Source organism: Niveispirillum sp. FG156 (assembly GCF_057809555.1).
The window spans coordinates 104279-124236 of the sequence record NZ_JBMDKE010000012.1; the positions used below are offsets into that span (position 1 = coordinate 104279).

Consider the following 19958-nt stretch of genomic DNA (forward strand, 5'->3'; position numbering starts at 1 on the left):
CTCAACAGACCCTAACTTCAGCCCCTGAAATGATGGTCACCGCGTGCTGCCCCCCCCCCCGTCACGGCAGTGCGCAATCATCCAGCCCGTCGCGGCGTACGATCTCCATCCGCTGCTGCAAGGTGCCGGCCCGGCCCGCGACATAGCGACCGGGCGGGTTTGCCTTCCATTTCAGGGGGCTGGGCAGGATGGCGGCCAGAAGCGCTGCCTCGCGCGGGGTCAAGGCCTCGGCCCCCTTTCCGAACCAGTATCGCGACGCCGCCTCCGCGCCATAGGCGCCGGGGGCCCATTCCACAATGTTGAGATAGACCTCCAGGATGCGGCGCTTGGACCAGAGGGTTTCCACCAGCATCGTGAACCACAGTTCCACGCCCTTGCGCAGCCAGGACCGGTCGGGCCAGAGGAAAGCGTTCTTGGCCACCTGCTGGCTGATGGTGCTGCCGCCGCGCACACGCTGATGGGTCTGGTTGCGTTCCAGCGCCTTTTCGACGGCATCCAGGTCCACGCCCATGTGATCGCAGAAGCGGCTATCCTCCGCCCCGATGACGGCGCGGGCCAGATGCGGGCTGATCCGGTCCATGGACCGCCAGGAATGGTTCCAGTCGGCCCCGCCCAGGGTGCGGATCACCATCAGCGGTGTGGCCGGCACAGGCAGCACCGCATAGGCCAGAACCCACAGGATGGAAAAGCCGACCAGGCCGGCGAGGCCGAAGGCCGTCACCCGCGCGATGCGCCGCATGTTCCATCGCTTGTCCTGGGCCATCCGGGCCAGACCTCCTTCGTCCTTTTCCGTCCGCATCTTGGCGCAGACAGGGGGCATAAAGCACCGTAAAAAGACGGGCACCCGTTTCTGCTGCCAAGGATGATCCGCGATGTACAGGCTTTATGGCAATTCCGGCATGGCCAATCTGGCCCCGCACATGGCCCTGGAAACCATCGGCGCGCCCTATGAAATGGTGCTGGTGGACACAGGCGCGAAGGAACATCACGGTGCGGCCTATCTGCGCCTGAACCCCACGGGCCGTGTGCCGGTACTGGTGGATGGGGAACAGCCGATCTTTGAAACGGCGGCCATCCTGCTGTATCTGGCCGACCGCCATCCCGACGCGGGCCTGATGCCGCCCGTGGGTACGGTGGAACGGGCGCTGGCCTATCAATGGCTGATCCACCTGACCAATTCGGTGCAGGTCGCCTACCTGGCCTATTATTACCCCGAGCGGCAGGTCGCGGACCCGGCCCTTGCCGGCAGTGTGAAACAGGCGGCAGAGGTGCGGGCGGGGGAATTGTTCGATCTGCTGGACACGGCGCTGGCGGGGCGTGACTGGCTGACGGGTGACAGGCCCGGCATCGTGGATTTCATGCTGTTGATGCTGACGCGCTGGGGCCGCAATTTTGTGGGGCGTCCGCCGCGCCTGCTGCCCAATATCGGCGCCCATGCCGCGCGCACCGCCGCCCTGCCTGCCGTCATCCGGGCGTTTGAACAGGAGGGACTGGCCCAGCCCTGGTACTGACCCCTGCAGCGCGTCTCCGCCCCCTTCGCATGTGCTCGTCCCCCACCGATTCGCCGCCTCCGCCGCCCTTGGATGGCTGGATTGTCGGAAATGCGGATTGACGTTGCGTGCGCGAAGGGCCAATTAGCGCCCTATGCATGAAAAGACGTAACCCGCCCCCGGGTCCCGTGCGGGAACCCAGGGGGGCCAAAGCCCGACCGAACCCGCGATGACGGGTTGGCGCGGAAGGCTTGTGGCGTACCTGGACCCTGTGGCCACCGGTGCCTGACGCACCACGGCCCCTACCGCGCACGGGGGATCACCGGGATCGAGCGCCACTTTCAGCATGGAATTTCCGAACGTCACGGCCCGGCCGGGGCGTTCACCGCTTATCGGATCGCACCGGCCCGGCCGGTGCCGGACGGGGCGGACCAACCAGAAGGAGACGAGACTTTGACTGAACAACTGCTTGCCGGAAAGAACATCGCCATTCTCGTGGCCAATGGCTTCGAAGAGCTGGAGATGACCGAGCCGCAGCGCGCCCTGCTGAAGGCCGGCGCCAAGCCGAAGGTGATTTCGCCCGAACAGGGCCTGGTGAATGGCTGGCACGGCGCCGCCTGGGGCCATTATTTCCCGACCGACCGTCATGTCGGTGAAGTGCTGGCCGCCGATTTCGACCTGCTGGTCCTGCCGGGCGGCGACCGTTCGGTGGCCAAGCTGGCGACTAACCCGCATACCCGCCGCATCATCGGCAGCTTCGTCGACAGCGGCAAGGGCATCGCCGCCTTCGGCAAGGGCGTGGAGCTGCTGGCCTTGCTGGAGCGGATCAAGGGCCGCACCGTGACCGGCGCCGACAGCGCCCGCGCCGCCCTGGAAGCCGCCGGCGCCAAGTGGTCGGACGACGAGATCGTTCAGGACCGCTTCCTGCTGACGGCCAAGAGCAACGAGGACATGTCCGGCCTGATCGACGCCATGCTGCGGAACTTCACCGCCGCCGTCGAACAGCGCAAGGCCGCCGCCTGATCCCTAGAGCGTATTTCCGTTAGCCGGAAATACGCTCTAGCATTTCATTTTCCTCAGTCGCCGGCGCCGCATCCGCAGCTTGGCTTCGCGGCATGGGCCGCGCGGCGGCAGTCGCCGCCGGAGCTGCTTTCGGCGAGCCGAAACAGCTCGAAGGCTGGCTTGTCCTGGTGACGAAAAACCCCGCTGTCCGGCTGGACAGCGGGGTTTTTGTTTGTGCGGAATCCGCCCCGATTTTCAGTGGGCGTTGGCCTGCTGGAACGCGGCCTTCTGTTCCGCGGTGGCCTCACGCTGGTGCTTGGCCTTCCATTCATCGTACGGCATGCCATAGACATGCTCCCGCGCCTCGGCATCGCTGACAGCCACGCCCTTTTCATCGGCGGCGGCGCGGTACCATTTCGACAGGCAGTTCCGGCAGAAACCCGCCAGATTCATCAGATCGATATTCTGGACATCAGTGCGGGTTTGCAAATGCGCCACCAAACGGCGGAAAGCCGCGGCTTCAAGCTCGATACGGGTCTGGTCGTCCATGGTCAGGCTTCCCTGGGATTGGTTGGTCGAACGTGCCGACGCAAATGGTGTATCCCGACGCAGTTTTAAAGGAAACCATCTAAAATTTTAACCTATTACTAGGTGTTACTTTTCTGATTGATACAATCGTCGAGCCGTGCATCAATAGGGTCAAGACAAGAACATATAACCAAAAGTATCGGACTCGGCTCTTTCAGGGGGACCCAAATGGTCATCGATATGCGTACCCGTCTGCCCCACGGTCACATCGCCACCCACGCCGCCAATATCAGCTTTCATGCGCAGCAGTTGCGCCGTTGCGCTGACGACCTGAACCAGGCGCTCGCCGCCCTGCAGGCACTCAATGTCGGCGCCCTGCTGGAGGAGTTTCAGGCCGCGCGCTGACCGAAATTAAGTCAGCCCCGCGATGATGTCCGGCAGCAGCCGGGCCAGCCGCGCTGCCCAGGCATCGGCGCCCGCTGCATCAGCAATCAGGTCCTGACGGATTTCCAGCATCAGCACGTGCAGGTTCACCGCTTCCCCGTGATGGATGATGGTGAAATCGGTGCCGGTGCGCGCGCTGTAGGGTTCGTTGTCGCCGACGGTCAGGTCGCCCTCGGCCCGCAAGGCCGCCAGCATGGGCAGGGCCAGCCGCCCGTCGCGGTTCCACAGCACGCCCACCTGCCAGGGCCGCTGGAACCCGTTCATCTGCGGCGTGAAGCTGTGGATGGAAATCAGGACGGGTACCTGCCCCTGTGCCTGGATGCGCGCGCGTTCCGCCGTGATGGCGTCGTGATAGGGCTGGTACAGGGCTTCTATGCGCAGGGTCCGCGCCGTGTCGGACAGATCCTGGTTGGCGGGGACCGGCGTGCCGTCGCTGATGGCGGGCATCAGGGTCGGGCTGTCCGGCCAGCGGTTGCAATCCACGACCAGCCGGGAATAGACCGACAGCACGGCCCGCGCGTCCAGACGCCGGACCAGCCCCTCCGTCACTGCCGCCGCCCCGATATCCCAGCCGATATGCCGGTCCAGTTCCACATCATGCACGCCCAGCCCATGCAGGGCCGCCGGCACGGCCTTGCCGGCATGGTCGCAGACCAGCAGCAGGGGGCTGGATGCGGTCGGGTTCAGGATGCGGACGGGCGCCGGATCGGCGGCGGTCAACAGGGTGGGGGAGGCGATATCCATGCCTTCCTGATTATCGCAATCCCGGTTCCGGTGAAAGCGGTCACCGGATCAGCCAGCGCAGGATACGGTCGATCCGGTCGCCATAGGGCGGGCGGATCAGGCGGGCGGCGCTGAACCGGCTGGCCTTGAAAACGGGCTGTTCATGGCTGAAGGTCCGAAACCCGGCCTCCCCATGATAGGCGCCCATGCCGCTTTCCCCGATGCCGCCAAAGGGCAGCGCATCCTGGGCCGCGTGCAGCAAGGTATCGTTCAGCGTCACGCCGCCGGCCCGTGTGCGGGCCAGCACGAAATCCACATCCAGCGTGCGATGGCTGAACAGGTAGAGCGCCAGGGGGCGGGGCCGGCTGTTCACGATGCCCACCGTCTCCTCCAGCGCCGTATAGGGCAGGATGGGCAGGACGGGTCCGAAAATCTCCTGCCGCATGATATCGGCCTCTTCGGGCACCTGCCACAGCAGGGTGGGGGCTAGCTTGCGCCGCGCCGGTTCCAGCGCCTCGCCCGCCGGATTGATGAAGCGCGCATGGGCGCCGCGCCGTCTGGCATCGTCGATCAGGCCCAGCAGCCGCTCATACTGGGCGTCGTTGATGATGGATGTGTAGTCGGGGTTATCGCCCAGCCTGGGATAAAGCCGCGTCACCGCGCGCTCAAAATACGCCACAAACTCCAGTTCCCGCCCGCGCGGCACCAGCACGTAATCGGGTGCGATACAGGTCTGGCCGGCATTCAGCAGCTTGCCGACGGCGATGCGCCCCGCCGCCTGTTCCAGATCATAGCCGGGGCCGATGATGGCGGGCGACTTGCCGCCCAGCTCCAGGGTGACAGGGACAAGCGCATCGGACGCCGCGCGCATCACCTGCCGCCCCGCGCCGGTGGACCCGGTGAACAGCAGATGGTCCAGGGGCAGGTGGCTGACGGCCTGCGCCATATCCACATCCCCCGTCACCACCGCCACCTCCGACGGGTCGAACACTTCCGCCAGCAGCCGTTCCAGCAGGCTGCTGGTGCGCGGGGTGCGTTCCGACGGCTTCAGCAGCACGCGGTTGCCGGCGGCAATGGCGGCGGCCAGCGGCACCAGGGCCAGTTGGATGGGATAGTTCCAGGGGCTGATGATCCCCACCACGCCAAGGGGCACCGGCTGTATCCGTGCGCGGCCCGGCAGAAAGGGCAGGGCCACGCCCACACGGCGGGGCCGCATCCAGCGATGGAAATGCCGCTGTGCGAACCGGATGGCCGACAGGCTGGCATGGATATCGGCAAGCCGTGTCTCATGCGGGGACCGGCTGCCGAAATCCTGTGACACGGCCTCGACCAGGGCCGCCTGATATTTCACCAAGGCGCGGCCCAGATGGTCCAGCGCCTCTTCACGCCGTTCGGGCGACAGGCCGGCATCGCGGCGCCAGCCGGCGCGCAACTGGGCAAAGGCGGTGTGCAGGCGCTTGTCGGCGGCGCCCGATAGACGCTGGCGCACCTGCCCTGTCGGGAACTCGATGACCGCATCGGCCATGACGCCTCCCTCCCCGTCCGGCGTGGGGTGGCGTCATCTCCCAAGGATAAGGATTGACGTCAGGCGCGCCGGAACCGTTCAACCTTCATGATCCGATACCCCATCGAGGGCAGGAACTTCGGTTCCGCCCGGAACTTGGCATCGCGATCGGTCGTTCCTGGTACAATATAGGTGCGGCCATTGGCCCATTCCACGGCCTGATCGCCTGCCATGGTGCTTTCGCTGCCGCCGGCATTGGTGATCAGCACTTCCCACAATTTGCCATGGCCGATGGTGGCCCGGTCGAACATATAGAGCCGCTGCTTCGTTGCCTCCGAAAGGGCGTTGATCTCCGCCTCCAACTGGGCGCGGGCGTCCGACACTTCCGTGATGTCGGCGCGCAGCTTCGCCATCTCCTCGCCCACCTGATTGCACAGGCCGCGTAGCGTGTTGCACGCCACTTCCAGCTTGTGCTGGTCCTCCTCCACGGCGCGAAGGTCGCGCTGATACTGCACGACATCGGATTCGATGCGGCGCATCACCGCCGCGGCATAGGCAATGGAGACCAGAACGACGAGGATGACACCAACCTGGATCAACATGGGCCTTACTCCGCCGCGATGGCGGCCGGATTGGCCGGCACGGCCTTGGACAGGATGAAGCCATTGTCGGGCGGGAAGTTGGTCCGGGCGATGCGGTTGGCATCGTCGGCATTGTCGGCCCAGATTTCGATGAAATGCTTCACGTTGCGGAACTTGCAGTCCTTCACGATGTTCTGACCCAGCGTCAGGCTGCTGCCCAGCGTCATGGCCACCACGAACAACCGGCGCGAACCCGTCTGCTCATTTACCTCGTGGATGATGACGTAATTATCTTCCTTGGCGATCTTCAGGCGGCGCTGGGCATCGACCAGCTGCGTGGCGGCGGCCTTGCGCTCCACCTCCGCCTGACGCACGGCTTCTTGCCCGTCGCGATAGGCCTTGGTCAGTTCTTCCTGCTTGCGATGCAATTCGCGGTTCTGCTCCGTCACGCGGGTGATATGGGCGCGGCGGGAGTAATAGAGAACCTGACGCACAAGCGCGATGCTGACCGCGCCGATGGCGGCCAGGATGCCGATCACGAAAAGAACCGTATTCATTTCCAATGTGGCAATCCTGCGTTGCCGTCCAGCAGCGAATCCCAGGTGCCGCGACATCTGGGAATCGTTCTTAGTATATCATCGCTCTTTGGGCTTGTCGCGGGCCGGAACCTATACGAAAGCTATAAGGTAGCGCTATCCAAGCCGCAGTCCGGCCTGTGACAGCGCTGCCGGCCATTCCGGCCCCGAAAGATAGGCCATTTCCGCCTGCCGCGCGGCCACGACCGGGTCCAGGGCTGCCAGTTCCCGGTCGGGCAGGGCAGGGTGAACCATCACCAGGGCCCCTGCCGGCAATTCGAAAAGGAAACGCTCCATCAAGGCAGGAAAGTCGCCGTCGAACCCGTAAATGCCGCTGAAGCCGGCATTGGTGGGAATGGCACGGGATGCGGCCTGCCGGGCCAGACCCCGCGACAGCAGCGCGATGAACAGGGCCTTGGCCCTCGTCACGCCGCGCCGGACAATGCGTCCCGCCGGTTCCGCACAATCGCGCAGCCAGACCGAACCGGGCGGATAGCGGCGGGCGATGGCATCCAGCAGCAGGGGCCGGATGCCGGGCAGAAGATGCAGATGCTGATGCCCGTCCACGAAATGCGGGGCCCGGCCCATCGCCCCTTCGAACGCATCCAGCTGCCGCGCGATCTCTGCCGACAGGTCCCGCTGCGCCGGCCCCGACGACAGCAGCCCGACATGGGCCATGGCCAGCCACCGGCCCAATGTCGGGAACCGCCCATCGGGGCAAAGCGCCGGCATCGGCCCCAGGGGCGACAGGCCGCCCGTCAGGGTCAGATGCACACCCGTCTGGAACCCGGCGGGCATGTCCAGCAGGCGTCTGGCATCCTCGCGCCAGCGCGGACCCGGCACCATGGCACCGGTCCCCGACAGGCGCCCGGCCCGCGCCAGCGTCAGGATGCCCTCCGAAACGCCCGGCGAAAGGGCGTAATCATCGGCAATGACGCGGATGGCGCGGGGCTGCATGAAAAGGACCCTCAGGCGGCGGGTGCGCGGGTCATTTCCAGGAACACATCCTCCAGGTCGCTTTCGACCATGGACAGGTCTTTCACGGCCAGACCCGCCGCCGCCATGGCGCCCAGCAGATCGGCGACGCGGGTCTGGCTGGGCTTGTAATGGATGGCCAGACGGCGGGGACCGTCCAGCTTGGCGTCGAAACCACGGAAGGCCTCTGGCACTTCCGTCAGGTCGGCATCCAGCGTGACCACCATTTCCTTGCTGTCGATACGGCCCAGCAGCTTTTCCGTCGATTCGCAGGCCACGACCTGACCATGATTCACGATGGCGATCGTGTCACACAGCTCCTGCGCCTCTTCCAGATAATGGGTGGTCAGGACGATGGTGGTGCCGGCCTTGTTCAGTTCGCGCACATGCGCCCACAGGCTTTGCCGCAGTTCCACGTCCACGCCAGCGGTCGGTTCGTCCAGAACCAGGACCGGCGGGGCATGCACCATGGCCTTGGCCACCATCAGACGGCGGCGCATGCCGCCCGACAGGGTGCGGGCATAGGCATTGGCCTTGTCCTTCAGGCCCACGGCTTCCAGCAGCGCCTCGGTCTGGCGTTCCGACTTGGGCACGCCGTACAGGCCGGCCTGCAGGTCCAGGATCTCACGCGGGGTGAAGAACGGGTCCAGGTTCAGTTCCTGCGGCACCACGCCGATGGCGGCGCGGGCCGACCGGGGCTGCTCATCGATATCGATGCCCCAGATGCTGGCCTTGCCGCTGGTCTTGTTCACCAGACCGGCCAGGATGTTGATCGTCGTGCTTTTGCCCGCTCCATTGGGACCCAGCAGGCCATAGATCGACCCGCGCGGAATGGTCAGCGAAATACCCTTCAGCGCCTCCTTGGGCGGGGATTTGGGCGTGCCGCGATAGGTCTTGCGCAGATCCTTGATCTCCACCGCGGCGGCGGGGGCATGGCCGTTGGCGGCGGTATCGGCGGGGCGGTTCAGGCTGTCAGGCATGGGGGATGGGTTCCCGATGGGTGTGCGACATTGTTTCGTCGCGGGACATGGGTCTGGCGTACACCCACCGCCGCCGCCGGTCAATTTGCCGAAGGGCAGGGGCCGGACAGGGGCGGGGCCGGCTCTCTTGCGCAAACCGCGCGCCGGAGTATGATGCGCCGCACCCCGGATATCGGGACCCGAACAGTAAGCTTCAAGGAACGACAGACATGCAGCCGGCCGAGACCATCTATATCGACGAAGACACCGTCGGCTGCGATGGCGGCGGCGGTGCGCTGGGCCATCCGCTGGTCTATCTGGCCCTGTCGCCCAAGGGCAATGTCGATTGCCCCTATTGCGGTCGCCATTATGTGCAGACCGAAGCCGGCAAGGCCGCCGGCGGCGGCCACGGGCATTAACTTACACGCTCCCTCAAGCGCCGGGCGCCGCCGTCCGGCGGCCCGTTTGGTTCTCAGCTGACCAGCAGCATCGGCCCCGGATGGATGGTGAATTTCGCCGTCCGGGCCGTCATTTCCTGTGTGCGGGCGAAGAAGCTGCGGTGCGGTCCCGTGCGGGCCGGTGCCGTGGCTGATCCTGGCCGCATGAAATCTTCCGCCGCCACCTCACGGTCCATGGGCACCAGCGCCAGGCCGCTGAAGGTCCCCTCCGCGGCCTGCTGACAGCCGGCGGGAAGGGGCGTACCGGGGGACAGGCGCACGGGCATCGCCGCCATCAGCAGGGCGGCGTGTTCGGCGAACAGCTGCACCAGGAAGAACCCTTCCCGTCCTGCCGCCGCACCGCATCCGGCATGGGTCCAGCGCGGGTCCAGGATGTTGGACCGGTGTCCCGGCGATTGCATCAGATTATCCACGGCCAGCCGTCCCGCCGCCTCTGCCCGGTCGGGGTCGAAGATGCTGTTGGTGAACAGGTTTTCGGCATTCACCCCCACCATCCGCCGGTGCAGTAGGGCGATGCGGTCACCCGGATGGCGTCCGCCCGCATCCTCATGCGCGAAGGGGGCGCCCGCCGCCAGCTGTGCGGCATAATGGCGCGCAATCCAGCTCAAATCCGCATCATCACGCAGGAAGGAGGCGCCTTCCGCCAGACGGATGGCACCCGTGGCCCGCGCCGCCGCCATTTCCGCCAGGAACAACGGGTCGCCTGTGATGGGGGCGCCGGATTCCCGCTGGAAATCCTGGAACCGATCAAGATAGGCCGCCATCTCTGCCATGGGCAGGGCGTTGGCCTTGGTCAGGGTTGCCGGATCAGCAACGGTGGCGCGGGCCACCGGGGCCAAAAACAGGGCAGATACGCCCATCAGAAGGGCACGCCGCGTCACCCCATCCGTTCGGACATAACCATCCGCACATGTGACAACCGGGCGATCATCCCCTAACCTGAACAGGCATTGCATCCCGATTCCTACCGTATATAGTAGTTAATTGTCGTTTCTTGCCAATTACTTGTAAACGACAGTTTAACAAAGTCCAACCCCGTCCGCATCCCCCCGTATTCGAACGCCATCGCATCATGTCGAAACCGGCACAGCCCAACATGAACCATCAATCCGCAGCACACCGTCTGCCGGTGACCAAGCTGCCGTTCGTCGGTGAACGGGCCGATGGGCGTTTTGGCTATTGGGTGCTGCCTGAACTTCGCGATGATCAGGACCCGCGCATCACCGGTCGCACCTTCGCGGCTTGGTATCTGCTCTATGTCGAATATAACGGGCGGATGGCGGCGGAGGATCTGATGGACCGGATCGAACGGGAAATGCCGTCGCGTTATCCGGCTGTCGACCGCGCCTTCCTGGCGGAGGTCATGTCCCGCCGTTCCCAGAATAGCAGCGCTGCCTGATACGCGATTCGGGTGGGACATTCGCGCGATGGTATCTGTCCCTCTCCCCTGCCTTGTCGGCGCTGCTTGTGGATAAGTCTGGTTTGTGACGGCATCTGACCCGGCACGCGACCCCGGATAAAGGGTCCGGCCTCACCGTTCACAGGCAGCTTCCCCGCTGTTTTTGCATGGCTTTTCCTTCAAATGTAAAAATTTGTCCCCTATCGCCGTCGGTTACCATTGCGTAACAATTGGGGGGTTGGAGGATCGTCTTCTCCGATCTAGTTGAAAGGTGTCGGTATCCTGACCGGGGTTTGCCGCCGAAAGTCGTCTTTACGGACGTCTGCGGATGCCTGACAAAAACAATTAACGAAGCTTGCCGTCTCCGCTGTGGGATAGAATGGCTTTTCAATGACATGGACCGGTAGCGCCGCACCCTTTGCGGCAGCACCGACAAGATCGGACAGGAAAATGCGCCTGCCAATTCAGATTGCCACGGCTGTTGCCATCGTCGCCATTGGCGGCGGCGTCTGGTACATGACCGGGCGCGATGGCGCCAAACCCACCGCACAGCAGCAGGCGGGCGCCCGCCCCGTGAATGTCGTCGCCACCCATGTGACGCGGGGTGACATCGCCGTCACCTTTGACGCCGTGGGTACATTGCGCGCGAATGAGGCGGTGACGGTGACGGCCAAGACAGCCGGTCTCGTCAAGTCCATCAACTTCACCGAAGGTCAGCTGGTCCAGGCCGGTGCCGTCCTGATCGAACTGGACGACCGCGAGGTGCGGGCCAACCTGGCGGTGGCCGAAGCCGGGCGCCGCAATGCCGCACAGTTGCTGGACCGAGCGCGGGCATTGCTGGTGAAGCAGAATGTGGCTCAGGCCCGCGTCGATGAACTGGCGCTGCAACTGGCCGGCAATGATGCAGAGGTGCGGGCGGTGCAGGCGCGTCTGGCCGACCTGACCATCCGGGCACCGTTTACCGGCTATACCGGCCTGCGGCAGGTTAGCCCCGGCGCCCTGGTCCGTCCGGCGGACCCGGTGACCACGCTGGACGACACCCGCATCGTGAAGCTGGAATTCACCGTGCCCGAATCCTCCCTGCGCTATCTGCGCGACGGGATGGAAATCGCGGCACAGACCACGCTTTATCCGGACCAGTCCTTCCTGGGCAAGGTGTCGGCCATCGATACCCGTATCGACCCCGTCACCCGCACCGTCGCCGCCGTGGCGCAGATCGACAATCAGGACGGGCGCCTGCGCCCCGGCCTGTTCATGACGGTACGGTTGACGCTGGATAACCGCGTCAATGTCGTGCTGGTGCCGGAAGAATCCCTGGTGCCGGTTGGTGACCGGCAGTTCGTGTTCCTGGTGGCCTCGGGCAAGGTGGAACGCCGCCCGGTCACCATCGGCGCCCGGTCGCGCGGCGTGGTGGAAGTGGCGGATGGCCTGACCGGTGGTGAACTGGTCATCACGCGCGGCGTGCAGAAGGTGCGTGACGGCGTGCCCGTGCAGGCCGAAATCGTCAGTGCGCCTGCCGCCACCAGCACGCAATCCGCCGCACGGCCCGCGCCCTGACGGCGAATTGACGGCGACCGTTCGCGGTTGCCCCTCTGCCGCCCCGATCATCCGGTCCGCCGGGGCGGCATCGACATGGACATGACAGCGACACGCCTGGGAACCTCACCATGGTGATCTCCGACATTTCGATCCAGCGTCCCGTGCTCGCCTTCGTGATCAGCGCCATGCTGGTCGTGTTTGGTGTGCTGGGATATGAAAAGCTGCCGGTGCGCGAGCTGCCGAAGATCGATTATCCCATCGTGTCGATCAGCACCACCTATCCCGGCGCCAGCGCCGAGGTGGTGGATAATGAGATCACGGAACGCATCGAAGGTGTCATCAACGGCATTGAGGGCGTGAAGACCATCCGCTCCCGCTCCCGCGAAGGCAGCTCGTCCGTGTCGGTGGAATTCGAGATCGATCGCGATATCGACGCCGCCAGCAATGATGTGCGCGACCGCGTGGGCCGGATCAGCGACAGCCTGCCCGAAGAAGCCGAACTGCCGGAAATCAGCAAGGTCGATGCCGACAGCAACCCGATCATGTGGATCACGCTGTCGTCCGACCGCATGAACCAGCTGGAACTGACCGATTTCGTGCGCCGCTATTATCTGGACGCGCTGGGCACGGTGCCGGGCGTGGCCTCGGTGCGTATCGGCGGGCGGCGTGATTTTGCCATGCGCGTCTGGCTGGACCGCAACGCCATGGCGGCGCGCCGGGTGACGGTGCAGGATATCGAAGCGTCGATCCGGCGTGAGAATGCCGAACTGCCTGCCGGGCGTATCGAAAGCAGCCAGCGTGAATTCACGGTGCGGACCGACACGCGCCTGAACCGCCCTGAACAATTCTCCTCCATCCTGGTGCGTCAGGACGGGGCCAACTGGATTCGCCTGGGCGATGTCGCGCGGGTGGAGGTGGCGGCCCGTGATGACCGTGGCGATTTCCGCATCAATGGTGGCAGCGCCATCGGCCTGGGCATCATCCGCCAATCGACCGCCAACACGATGGAAGTGTCCGAAGGCGTGCGCAAGCTGCTGGGCGAATTCCGTCAGAACCTGTCGCCAGGGATGAAGCTGGAGGTCCGTCAGGACGACGCCACCTTCGTCAGCCAGTCGGTCTATGAAGTGTTCCATGCCATCGCGGTTGCCATCGGGCTGGTGGTGCTGGTGGTCTGGGTGTTCTTGCGCACCTTCCGCGCCACCCTGATCCCCGTCATCGCCATTCCGGTATCGCTGGTCGCGGCCTTCGGTGTGATGGCGGCGCTGGGCTTCTCCATCAATGTGCTGACCCTGCTGGCCTTCGTGCTGGCCGTCGGTCTGGTCGTGGATGATGCCATCATCGTTGTGGAAAACATCTCCCGCCGGATTGAGGAGGGGGAGCCGCCGCTGCTGGCGGCCTATCGCGGGGCGCGGCAGATCGGCTTTGCCGTGATCGCCACCACCGCCGTGCTGATCGCCGTGATCGCACCCTTGTCCATGCTGCCCGGTGATCAGGGCCGCCTGTTCCGGGAATTCGCCATCGCGCTGATGGCGTCGATCGCCTTCTCCTGCATCGTGGCGCTGACCCTGTCGCCCATGCTGTCATCAAAGCTGTTGCGCGGGCATCAGGAAGCGCGCGGCCTGTTCCGCCTGTCCGAGGCGTTCCTGGACATGGTGACCCGTGGCTATATGGCCCTGCTGCGCCAGGCCCTGTCGGCCCGCATGCTGGTCATGGCCCTGATGGCCGGCGCCCTGGTCCTGACGGCGGTGCTGGGCCGGACCCTGCCCAGCGAGCTGGCGCCCGTGGAAGACCGTGGCGTGGCCCGTATCTCCATCACCGGGCCGGAAGGCGCCAGCATGGATTACACCATGCAGGAGGTGGCGCGGGTGGAAGGGCTGGTGCAGCCCTATCTGAAGACGGGCGAGGTGGACAGCATCCTGACCATCGTCAATCCCGGCTTTGGCGGCAGTTCCGGCGTGAACCGCGCCATGGTCGTGTTCCGCACCCCGCCCTGGTCCGAACGCGTCAGCGACCGCACCGTGCCGCAGATGGTGAACGAGTTGCGCCCGCAACTGTCGGCCATGCCCGGTTCCCGCATCGTGCCCATCCTGCCCTCGGGTCTGGGTGGTGGTGCATCGGCCAACCAGCTGCAGGTCGTGATCGGTGGCAATACGTTCGAGGAACTGGCCGAATGGCGTGACGCCCTGATCGAACGGTTGCAGCAATATCCGGGCCTCACCGGCTTCTCCGCTGACTATGACGAAACCAAGCCGCAGCTTTATGTGACGGTGGATCGCAACCGCGCCGCCGACCTGGGCGTGCCCGTCACCACCATCGGCACCACCCTGGAAACCATGCTGGGTGAAAAGCTGGTGACCCGTTATCTGGACCGGGGTGAGGAATATGACGTGGTGCTGCGGGCCGAGGCGCAGGACCGCGCCAATCCGCGCGACCTGTCCAACATCTTCGTGCGCTCCACGACGGGCAACACTACGGGGCAGCTGATCCCGCTGGCCAACCTGATCCAAGTGCGCGACGTGGCCGGTGCCACCGAGCTGAACCGCTATAACCGCCTGCGTTCCATCACCATCACGGCCAACCTGACCGAAGGCGCGGTGATGGGCGACGCCATCCGCGAGGTGCGCGCGGCCGCCGCCGAGGTGCTGCCGGCCGAAGCGCGGATCAATTTCGAAGGGGCCGCGCGGTTGCAGCTGGAAGCCAGCAGCGCCATCTGGTTCGCCTTCGGCATGGCGATGCTGGTGGCTTTCCTGGTGCTGGCCGCACAGTTTGAGAATTTCCGCCTGCCGGCCATGATCCTGGGTTCGGTGCTGCCCGCTGGTCTGGGTGGCATCCTGGCCATCTCCATCACGGGCATGTCGCTGAACACCTATACCCAGATCGGCCTGATCATGCTGATCGGCCTGATCGCCAAGAACGCCATCATGATCGTGGAGTTCGCCAATCAGCTGCGCGAGGAAGGGCATGAGCTGCTGGACGCGGTGGTGGAGGCCTCGCGCCTGCGCCTGCGTCCCATCCTGATGACCTCCATCGCGACCGTGTTCGGTGCGCTGCCCCTGGCCCTGGCGCACGGGGCCGGTGCCGAAAGCCGCATGGCCATCGGCTGGGTCATCGTGGGCGGCGTGACGGTTGGCACGGCCCTGTCCTTGTTCATCACGCCCGTGCTGTACAGCATGTTCGCCAGGGGCGTGCAGCCCATCGGCATCATCCGCCGCAAGATCGAAGAGGAAGAACGCCTGCACAATGCACCGCCGCAGGTGCCGGCGGAGTGAGGTGACGGCGGAAGTAATTGAAGCGGGATTGCCCTCACCCTCCCGTCGGCTGACGCCGCCGGGCCCCTCCCTCACCCACCTTCGTGGGCGAGGGTAGAAATTCCGCCCCTCGCCCACGAAGGTGGGAGAGGGAGGGGCCCGAACGCCCAAGCGTTTGGGAGGGTGAGGGAGCGACGCCCGATCCCGCAGACAACAAAAAAAGGGGAGCGGAAAACCGCTCCCCTTTTTCTTTCACCAATATCCCCGATCAGCCCAGATCCACCGGGATGGTCAGGAAGGCCGTCGTCTCGCCACGGCGGACCTGTACCAGGGCGTTCTTGCGCCCGGCCTTGGAGGCGGCCTTCACCTGGGCCGCCACATCGGCGGGGCTGGTGACGGCGCTGTTATTGACCGAGGTGATCAGGTCGCCGGGGCGCAGCCCCTCCACCCCGTCACCCACATCCAGCACCACGACACCGGCGGCATCGCCGGGCAGGCGCAGGCGCTGACGCCACTGGTCGGTCAGGCCGGACAGTTTCAGGCCGGCCACTTCCTCGCCATCCTGCTTCTGCGCCTCGGCCTTGGCCAGACGCTGCTGCGGCTGACCGGGGGCCTGTTCGACGGTGACGGCGATGGTCTTTTCCTTGCCGTCACGCCACAGGGCCATGTCCAGCTTGGTGCCGGGCTTCACCATGCCCACCTGACGGGCCAGATCACGGGTATCCTTGATGGGCTTGCCGCCGGCGGACAGGACGACGTCACCCGCCTTCAACCCTGCCTTCTCCGCCGGGCTTTTCGGTTCCACGGCGGCGATTAGGGCACCGCCTTCCTTCGACAGGCCCAGACCATCGGCCAGCTCCTTGGTCACGCCCTGCAAGTTGACGCCCAGCCAGCCGCGCTCCACCTTGCCATCACGCTTCAGCGCCTCGACCACCGGCTTGGCCAGGTTCGAGGGGATGGCAAAGCCGATACCGACGGAACCGCCATTGGGCGTGAAGATGGCGGTGTTGATGCCGATCACGTCACCGGCCATGTTGAAGGTCGGGCCGCCGGAATTGCCGGAATTGATGGAGGCATCCAGCTGCAAATAGTCGTCATACGGGCCGGACCCGATATCACGCGACCGGGCCGACACGATGCCGGCGGTGACGGTACCGCCCAGGCCGAACGGATTGCCCACGGCCACGGCCACATCGCCCACGCGCACCTTGTCGCTGTCGGCGAATTTCAGGGCGGGCAGGGGCTTGTCGGTCTTGACCTTCAGCACGGCCAGATCGGTGCGTTCATCCTCGCCGATCACCTCCGCCTCGCGCTCGGTCCCGTCGCTGAAGGCCACGGTCACCTGATCGGCGTCGGCAATGACATGGCGGTTGGTGACGACATAGCCGGACGCGTCGAACACAAAGCCGGAACCCAGCGCACGGGCCACCGGCGCGCCACGGCCCTGGCCGCCGCCACCCTGGCCCGGCAGGCCCGGTACGCCGAAGCGGCGCAGGAATTCCTCGAACCCCGGCGGCAGATCGCGGGCGGCGGTGCGGGTCGGGGCCGTCTGGGCGGCGGTGATGGTCACGACGGCGGGCGACACGCGCTCCACCAGATCGGCGACACCGCCATTAGCCAGCACTTCGGCAGGGGCCGCCGTGGCGGTCTGGATGGTCGCCGGGGCCAGCAGGGCGGTGCCGGCAAGCAGGGCCATGGCCAGGTTGCGGCGGAATTTCCGTGCGGTGGCAAGCGACATCATGGTCTCCATTGTCTTTCTTCTGCCTTGGCCGCCATTCGGTGCGGCGGCGCTTTCGATGGTCACAGCTTGACCGGGCCCCGCCCACAGGCAACTGACAGGCGGATGAAAAATCTGTCATCCATGCCGACGGATGACGGTGGGTCCGGCACGCCCCGGTTTCAAGCGCTGCCAGATGAAACTTTGTTCATCTTCCCGAAAGGTGGCTGTCAGCGGGCCTGGATTAGGGTGCAGACATGGATCGACGGGGCACCGAGCCCCACACCCCCCCGCCCCGCCGGTCCATCATGAGAGGTCGGCGGGGACCGCTTCCCCACTCTCCGGTCCCCGCCGCCACCCTCTCTCCCTCGGTTAGTACATCGTAGTCTCTCTCGTCCCCTGTGGCCGGGCGGCCCCCACCGCCCGGCCATATCTTTTTGTTGTTCCCTCAAGCGCCGGGCGCCGCCATCCGGCGGCTTGGCTTACGCCGCACGTGCGGCGGGCCGGCGGTCGCCGGCCTGCAGCGGCGACGCCGCTGCCTGTGCTTTATCGGTAGCGTTGTTTGGCGAGTTCCCAAGCGAACCTGTCCGGGTTTAGGATGCGTGCATCATGAAGATCCTTGTCATCGAAGACGACCGCGCCACCGCCGATTACCTGGTCAAGGGCCTGAAAGAGGCCGGCCATGTGGTCGATCATGCCGATAATGGCCGCGACGGCCTGTTTCTGGCGGCATCCGAACCCTATGATGGGCTGATCGTGGACCGGATGCTACCGGGCCGGGACGGGTTGTCGCTGCTGGAGGTGCTGCGCGCCACCGGCAATGACACGCCGGCCCTGGTGCTGTCGGCGCTGGGAAGCGTTGATGACCGGGTGAAGGGCCTGCGCGCCGGGGCCGATGACTACCTGACCAAGCCCTTTGCCTTTGCCGAACTGCTGGCCCGGCTGGAGGTGATGCAGCGCCGGGCCAGGGGCGGCGGATCGGCACCGGTGACCCGGTTGCAGATCGCCGATCTGGAGATGGACCTGCTGGCCCGGACCGTGAAGCGGGCCGGAAAGCCGGTCGATCTACTGCCGCGTGAATTCCAGCTGCTGGAATATCTGATCCGCAATGCCGGCAATGTCGTGACCCGCACCATGCTGCTGGAAAATGTCTGGGATTATCATTTCGATCCGCAGACCAATGTCATCGACGTGCATATCGCCCGCCTGCGCCAGAAGATCGACAAGGATCATCCGGTGGCCCTGATCCATACGGTACGCGGGGCGGGCTATGTCATCCGTGAGCCGGTTTAACCTCAATTTCCTGCGCACCACCAGCTTCCGGCTGGCGGCCTTCCATCTGGGCCTGTTCACCTTGTCGGTGATGGTGGTGCTGGGCGTCGTCTATTGGTTCACCGCCGGCTTCATCAACCGCCACACGGAAGAAACCGTGCTGCGGGAGGTGGAGGAGCTGAGCAATGTCCTGAATGAACGCGGGCGCATCGGCCTGCTGCGGGTCATCTCCGAACGTGCGTCGGACGGGCGCACGGACATGATCTATGCCCTGACCACGCCGGCCCGCGACATCATCGCCGGCAATCTGGCCAGCTGGCCGTCGGGCGATCCCGGTGCCGGCTGGGTGGAGTTTGACATCAAATCGCGCAAGGATCCGGGCCGCAAGCGCCAGGCCGTGGCCGTCATTCTGCCGATCGAGGGGATCGGCTGGCTGCTGGTCGGGCATGACATGACCGACCGCTACCTGCTGCGTGGGCAGCTGCTGACGGGCCTGATCTGGGCCGTGTCGCTGGCCTTCGCGGTGGGCATGGCGGGCGCCATCTATATGAGCCGGCGCGTGGCCGAACGTATCGAGAGCATCAACCGCACCATCGACCGCATCACCGCCGGGTCCTTTGCCGACCGTATGCAGGTGACGGGATCGGGGGATGAGATCGACCGGCTGGTCACCAAGCTGAACCGCATGCTGGATGAGATCGGGCGCCTGATGCTGGGTATGCGGCAGGTCACCGACAATGTCGCCCATGATCTGCGCACGCCCCTGTCGCGCCTGCGCGCCCGGCTGGAACTGGCGCAGCGCGATGAAACCCTGTCGGATGCGCAGTTCACCACCCTGGAACAGGCGATTGCCGAGATTGACCGGCTGCTGGGCGTGTTCAACGCCATCCTGACCATCGCGGCGGCGGAAACAGGCCGGGCGCGGACGGATTTCGAACCGGTCGATCTGGCCGCATTGGCGGCGGAGGTCGCGGAGCTTTACACCCCGCTGGCCGAGGAACGGGGCCTGTCCATGGATGTGGCGGCGTCGGAACCGGTGATGGTCAGCGGCAGCCGGCAATTGCTGGCGCAGCTGATCAGCAACCTGATTGAGAATGCGGTCAAATACAGCCCCGAACAGGGGCATGTCACGGTCTCCGCCGGGGCCGATGCCGGACGGCCTTTCCTGTCGGTGGCTGATCAGGGGCCGGGCATTCCCGCCGATCAGCGTGAAAAGGTCCTGGAACGGTTTGTCCGGCTGGAGGCGCATCGCGGCACGCCGGGCCATGGTCTGGGCCTGTCGCTGGTCGCCGCTGTTGCCCGCCTGCATGATGCAGCCCTGGCCCTGTCCGATGCGCGCGACGATACCGCTACACCGGGCCTGAAGGTGGAACTGCGCTTTCCGGCCTGAAAGACGAACGCAGCATATATCGCTTCAATAAATAATAATGCACTAGTATTCATGAGGAATTTATATTGACGGATTGTGGATTTTGGTCCTATAACTCGTTCCACCAAGGCCCGAACTCCATCCCGGCTGATCTGCCGGGTGCAGGCCTTGCGCA

19 protein-coding genes are annotated in these 19958 nt (G+C 65.3%); 9 read left to right on the top strand and 10 right to left on the bottom strand.

Going from position 1 to position 19958, the window contains the following annotated elements; all coding sequences use genetic code 11:
- Positions 1 to 61: 61 nt before the first annotated feature.
- On the bottom strand, positions 62 to 763 hold the full coding sequence (gene mtgA / locus ACODSP_RS09760; protein ID WP_488965410.1) for a monofunctional biosynthetic peptidoglycan transglycosylase: 702 nt from the start codon (positions 761 to 763) through the stop codon (positions 62 to 64).
- 109 nt (positions 764 to 872) lie between these two features.
- On the opposite strand from mtgA, the gene ACODSP_RS09765 reads away from it, so the two are divergent.
- Both ACODSP_RS09765 and ACODSP_RS09770 read left to right on the top strand, forming a co-directional pair.
- On the top strand, positions 873 to 1511 hold the full coding sequence (locus ACODSP_RS09765; RefSeq protein ID WP_488965411.1) for a glutathione S-transferase family protein: 639 nt from the start codon (positions 873 to 875) through the stop codon (positions 1509 to 1511).
- Positions 1512 to 1943: 432 nt separating this feature from the next.
- Complete coding sequence (locus ACODSP_RS09770) at positions 1944 to 2513, top strand: DJ-1/PfpI family protein (protein WP_488965412.1); 570 nt, start codon at positions 1944 to 1946, stop codon at positions 2511 to 2513.
- Positions 2514 to 2747: 234 nt separating this feature from the next.
- Here ACODSP_RS09770 and ACODSP_RS09775 read toward each other — a convergent pair whose 3' ends face one another.
- Entirely contained in the window at positions 2748 to 3041 is a 294-nt protein-coding gene (locus tag ACODSP_RS09775) for a DUF1244 domain-containing protein (protein ID WP_054168567.1), read from the bottom strand.
- A gap of 207 nt (positions 3042 to 3248) precedes the next feature.
- Here ACODSP_RS09775 and ACODSP_RS09780 point away from each other — a divergent pair, with 207 nt between their 5' ends.
- A complete protein-coding gene (locus ACODSP_RS09780; protein ID WP_488965413.1) occupies positions 3249 to 3425 on the top strand; it encodes a hypothetical protein in 177 nt (58 codons plus the stop codon).
- A 6-nt stretch (positions 3426 to 3431) separates the two neighbouring features.
- Here ACODSP_RS09780 and ACODSP_RS09785 read toward each other — a convergent pair whose 3' ends face one another.
- The 6 genes from ACODSP_RS09785 to ACODSP_RS09810 form a co-directional block, all read right to left on the bottom strand.
- Positions 3432 to 4208 (bottom strand): N-formylglutamate amidohydrolase, encoded by a 777-nt coding sequence (locus tag ACODSP_RS09785; protein WP_488965414.1) that lies wholly within the window; start codon positions 4206 to 4208, stop codon positions 3432 to 3434.
- Between the two features lie 40 nt (positions 4209 to 4248).
- The gene (locus tag ACODSP_RS09790; RefSeq protein ID WP_488965415.1) at positions 4249 to 5712 is read right to left on the bottom strand and encodes a coniferyl aldehyde dehydrogenase; all 1464 of its coding nucleotides are present in this window, start codon (positions 5710 to 5712) and stop codon (positions 4249 to 4251) included.
- 59 nt (positions 5713 to 5771) lie between these two features.
- The gene (locus ACODSP_RS09795) at positions 5772 to 6293 is read right to left on the bottom strand and encodes a hypothetical protein (protein WP_488965416.1); all 522 of its coding nucleotides are present in this window, start codon (positions 6291 to 6293) and stop codon (positions 5772 to 5774) included.
- Positions 6294 to 6298: 5 nt separating this feature from the next.
- On the bottom strand, positions 6299 to 6829 hold the full coding sequence (locus ACODSP_RS09800; RefSeq protein WP_488965417.1) for a hypothetical protein: 531 nt from the start codon (positions 6827 to 6829) through the stop codon (positions 6299 to 6301).
- A 135-nt stretch (positions 6830 to 6964) separates the two neighbouring features.
- A complete protein-coding gene (locus ACODSP_RS09805) occupies positions 6965 to 7804 on the bottom strand; it encodes a ChbG/HpnK family deacetylase (RefSeq protein WP_488965418.1) in 840 nt (279 codons plus the stop codon).
- A gap of 11 nt (positions 7805 to 7815) precedes the next feature.
- Positions 7816 to 8802, bottom strand: a complete 987-nt coding sequence (locus ACODSP_RS09810; RefSeq protein WP_488965419.1) for an ABC transporter ATP-binding protein — start codon at positions 8800 to 8802, stop codon at positions 7816 to 7818.
- 209 nt (positions 8803 to 9011) lie between these two features.
- On the opposite strand from ACODSP_RS09810, the gene ACODSP_RS09815 reads away from it, so the two are divergent.
- The gene (locus ACODSP_RS09815; RefSeq protein WP_488965420.1) at positions 9012 to 9200 is read left to right on the top strand and encodes a zinc-finger domain-containing protein; all 189 of its coding nucleotides are present in this window, start codon (positions 9012 to 9014) and stop codon (positions 9198 to 9200) included.
- Positions 9201 to 9253: 53 nt separating this feature from the next.
- Here ACODSP_RS09815 and ACODSP_RS09820 read toward each other — a convergent pair whose 3' ends face one another.
- Positions 9254 to 10120, bottom strand: coding sequence for a CAP domain-containing protein (locus ACODSP_RS09820; RefSeq protein WP_488965421.1), 867 nt, complete (start codon positions 10118 to 10120; stop codon positions 9254 to 9256).
- A 215-nt stretch (positions 10121 to 10335) separates the two neighbouring features.
- Here ACODSP_RS09820 and ACODSP_RS09825 point away from each other — a divergent pair, with 215 nt between their 5' ends.
- The 3 genes from ACODSP_RS09825 (at position 10336) to ACODSP_RS09835 (ending at position 15446) form a co-directional block, all read left to right on the top strand.
- Positions 10336 to 10638 carry a hypothetical protein gene (locus ACODSP_RS09825; RefSeq protein ID WP_488965422.1) on the top strand — a complete coding sequence of 101 codons (303 nt, stop codon included), beginning with the start codon at positions 10336 to 10338 and terminating at the stop codon, positions 10636 to 10638.
- Positions 10639 to 11088: 450 nt separating this feature from the next.
- The gene (locus ACODSP_RS09830; protein ID WP_488965423.1) at positions 11089 to 12195 is read left to right on the top strand and encodes an efflux RND transporter periplasmic adaptor subunit; all 1107 of its coding nucleotides are present in this window, start codon (positions 11089 to 11091) and stop codon (positions 12193 to 12195) included.
- Between the two features lie 110 nt (positions 12196 to 12305).
- Positions 12306 to 15446, top strand: coding sequence for an efflux RND transporter permease subunit (locus tag ACODSP_RS09835; RefSeq protein ID WP_488965424.1), 3141 nt, complete (start codon positions 12306 to 12308; stop codon positions 15444 to 15446).
- Positions 15447 to 15693: 247 nt separating this feature from the next.
- Here ACODSP_RS09835 and ACODSP_RS09840 read toward each other — a convergent pair whose 3' ends face one another.
- A complete protein-coding gene (locus ACODSP_RS09840; protein WP_488965425.1) occupies positions 15694 to 17166 on the bottom strand; it encodes a Do family serine endopeptidase in 1473 nt (490 codons plus the stop codon).
- A gap of 585 nt (positions 17167 to 17751) precedes the next feature.
- Here ACODSP_RS09840 and ACODSP_RS09845 point away from each other — a divergent pair.
- Together ACODSP_RS09845 and ACODSP_RS09850 are read left to right on the top strand one after the other, a co-directional pair.
- Complete coding sequence (locus tag ACODSP_RS09845) at positions 17752 to 18435, top strand: winged helix-turn-helix domain-containing protein (RefSeq protein WP_488965426.1); 684 nt, start codon at positions 17752 to 17754, stop codon at positions 18433 to 18435.
- Positions 18422 to 19804: a sensor histidine kinase gene (locus ACODSP_RS09850; RefSeq protein ID WP_488965427.1), complete on the top strand. Its 1383-nt coding sequence runs from the start codon at positions 18422 to 18424 to the stop codon at positions 19802 to 19804. The genes ACODSP_RS09845 and ACODSP_RS09850 overlap by 14 nt, the downstream gene beginning before the upstream one ends.
- Positions 19805 to 19958: the final 154 nt, after the last annotated feature.

Excerpts from the sequence above, each read along its gene's own strand:
- mtgA (WP_488965410.1), bottom strand. The coding sequence starts at position 763 with ATGGCCCAGGACAAGCGATGGAACATGCGGCGCATCGCGCGGGTGACG.
- ACODSP_RS09765 (WP_488965411.1), top strand. The coding sequence starts at position 873 with ATGTACAGGCTTTATGGCAATTCCGGCATGGCCAATCTGGCCCCGCAC.
- ACODSP_RS09775 (WP_054168567.1), bottom strand. The coding sequence starts at position 3,041 with ATGGACGACCAGACCCGTATCGAGCTTGAAGCCGCGGCTTTCCGCCGT.
- ACODSP_RS09780 (WP_488965413.1), top strand. The coding sequence starts at position 3,249 with ATGGTCATCGATATGCGTACCCGTCTGCCCCACGGTCACATCGCCACC.
- ACODSP_RS09785 (WP_488965414.1), bottom strand. The coding sequence starts at position 4,208 with ATGGATATCGCCTCCCCCACCCTGTTGACCGCCGCCGATCCGGCGCCC.
- ACODSP_RS09790 (WP_488965415.1), bottom strand. The coding sequence starts at position 5,712 with ATGGCCGATGCGGTCATCGAGTTCCCGACAGGGCAGGTGCGCCAGCGT.
- ACODSP_RS09795 (WP_488965416.1), bottom strand. The coding sequence starts at position 6,293 with ATGTTGATCCAGGTTGGTGTCATCCTCGTCGTTCTGGTCTCCATTGCC.
- ACODSP_RS09800 (WP_488965417.1), bottom strand. The coding sequence starts at position 6,829 with ATGAATACGGTTCTTTTCGTGATCGGCATCCTGGCCGCCATCGGCGCG.
- ACODSP_RS09805 (WP_488965418.1), bottom strand. The coding sequence starts at position 7,804 with ATGCAGCCCCGCGCCATCCGCGTCATTGCCGATGATTACGCCCTTTCG.
- ACODSP_RS09810 (WP_488965419.1), bottom strand. The coding sequence starts at position 8,802 with ATGCCTGACAGCCTGAACCGCCCCGCCGATACCGCCGCCAACGGCCAT.
- ACODSP_RS09815 (WP_488965420.1), top strand. The coding sequence starts at position 9,012 with ATGCAGCCGGCCGAGACCATCTATATCGACGAAGACACCGTCGGCTGC.
- ACODSP_RS09825 (WP_488965422.1), top strand. The coding sequence starts at position 10,336 with ATGAACCATCAATCCGCAGCACACCGTCTGCCGGTGACCAAGCTGCCG.
- ACODSP_RS09830 (WP_488965423.1), top strand. The coding sequence starts at position 11,089 with ATGCGCCTGCCAATTCAGATTGCCACGGCTGTTGCCATCGTCGCCATT.
- ACODSP_RS09835 (WP_488965424.1), top strand. The coding sequence starts at position 12,306 with ATGGTGATCTCCGACATTTCGATCCAGCGTCCCGTGCTCGCCTTCGTG.
- ACODSP_RS09840 (WP_488965425.1), bottom strand. The coding sequence starts at position 17,166 with ATGATGTCGCTTGCCACCGCACGGAAATTCCGCCGCAACCTGGCCATG.
- ACODSP_RS09845 (WP_488965426.1), top strand. The coding sequence starts at position 17,752 with ATGAAGATCCTTGTCATCGAAGACGACCGCGCCACCGCCGATTACCTG.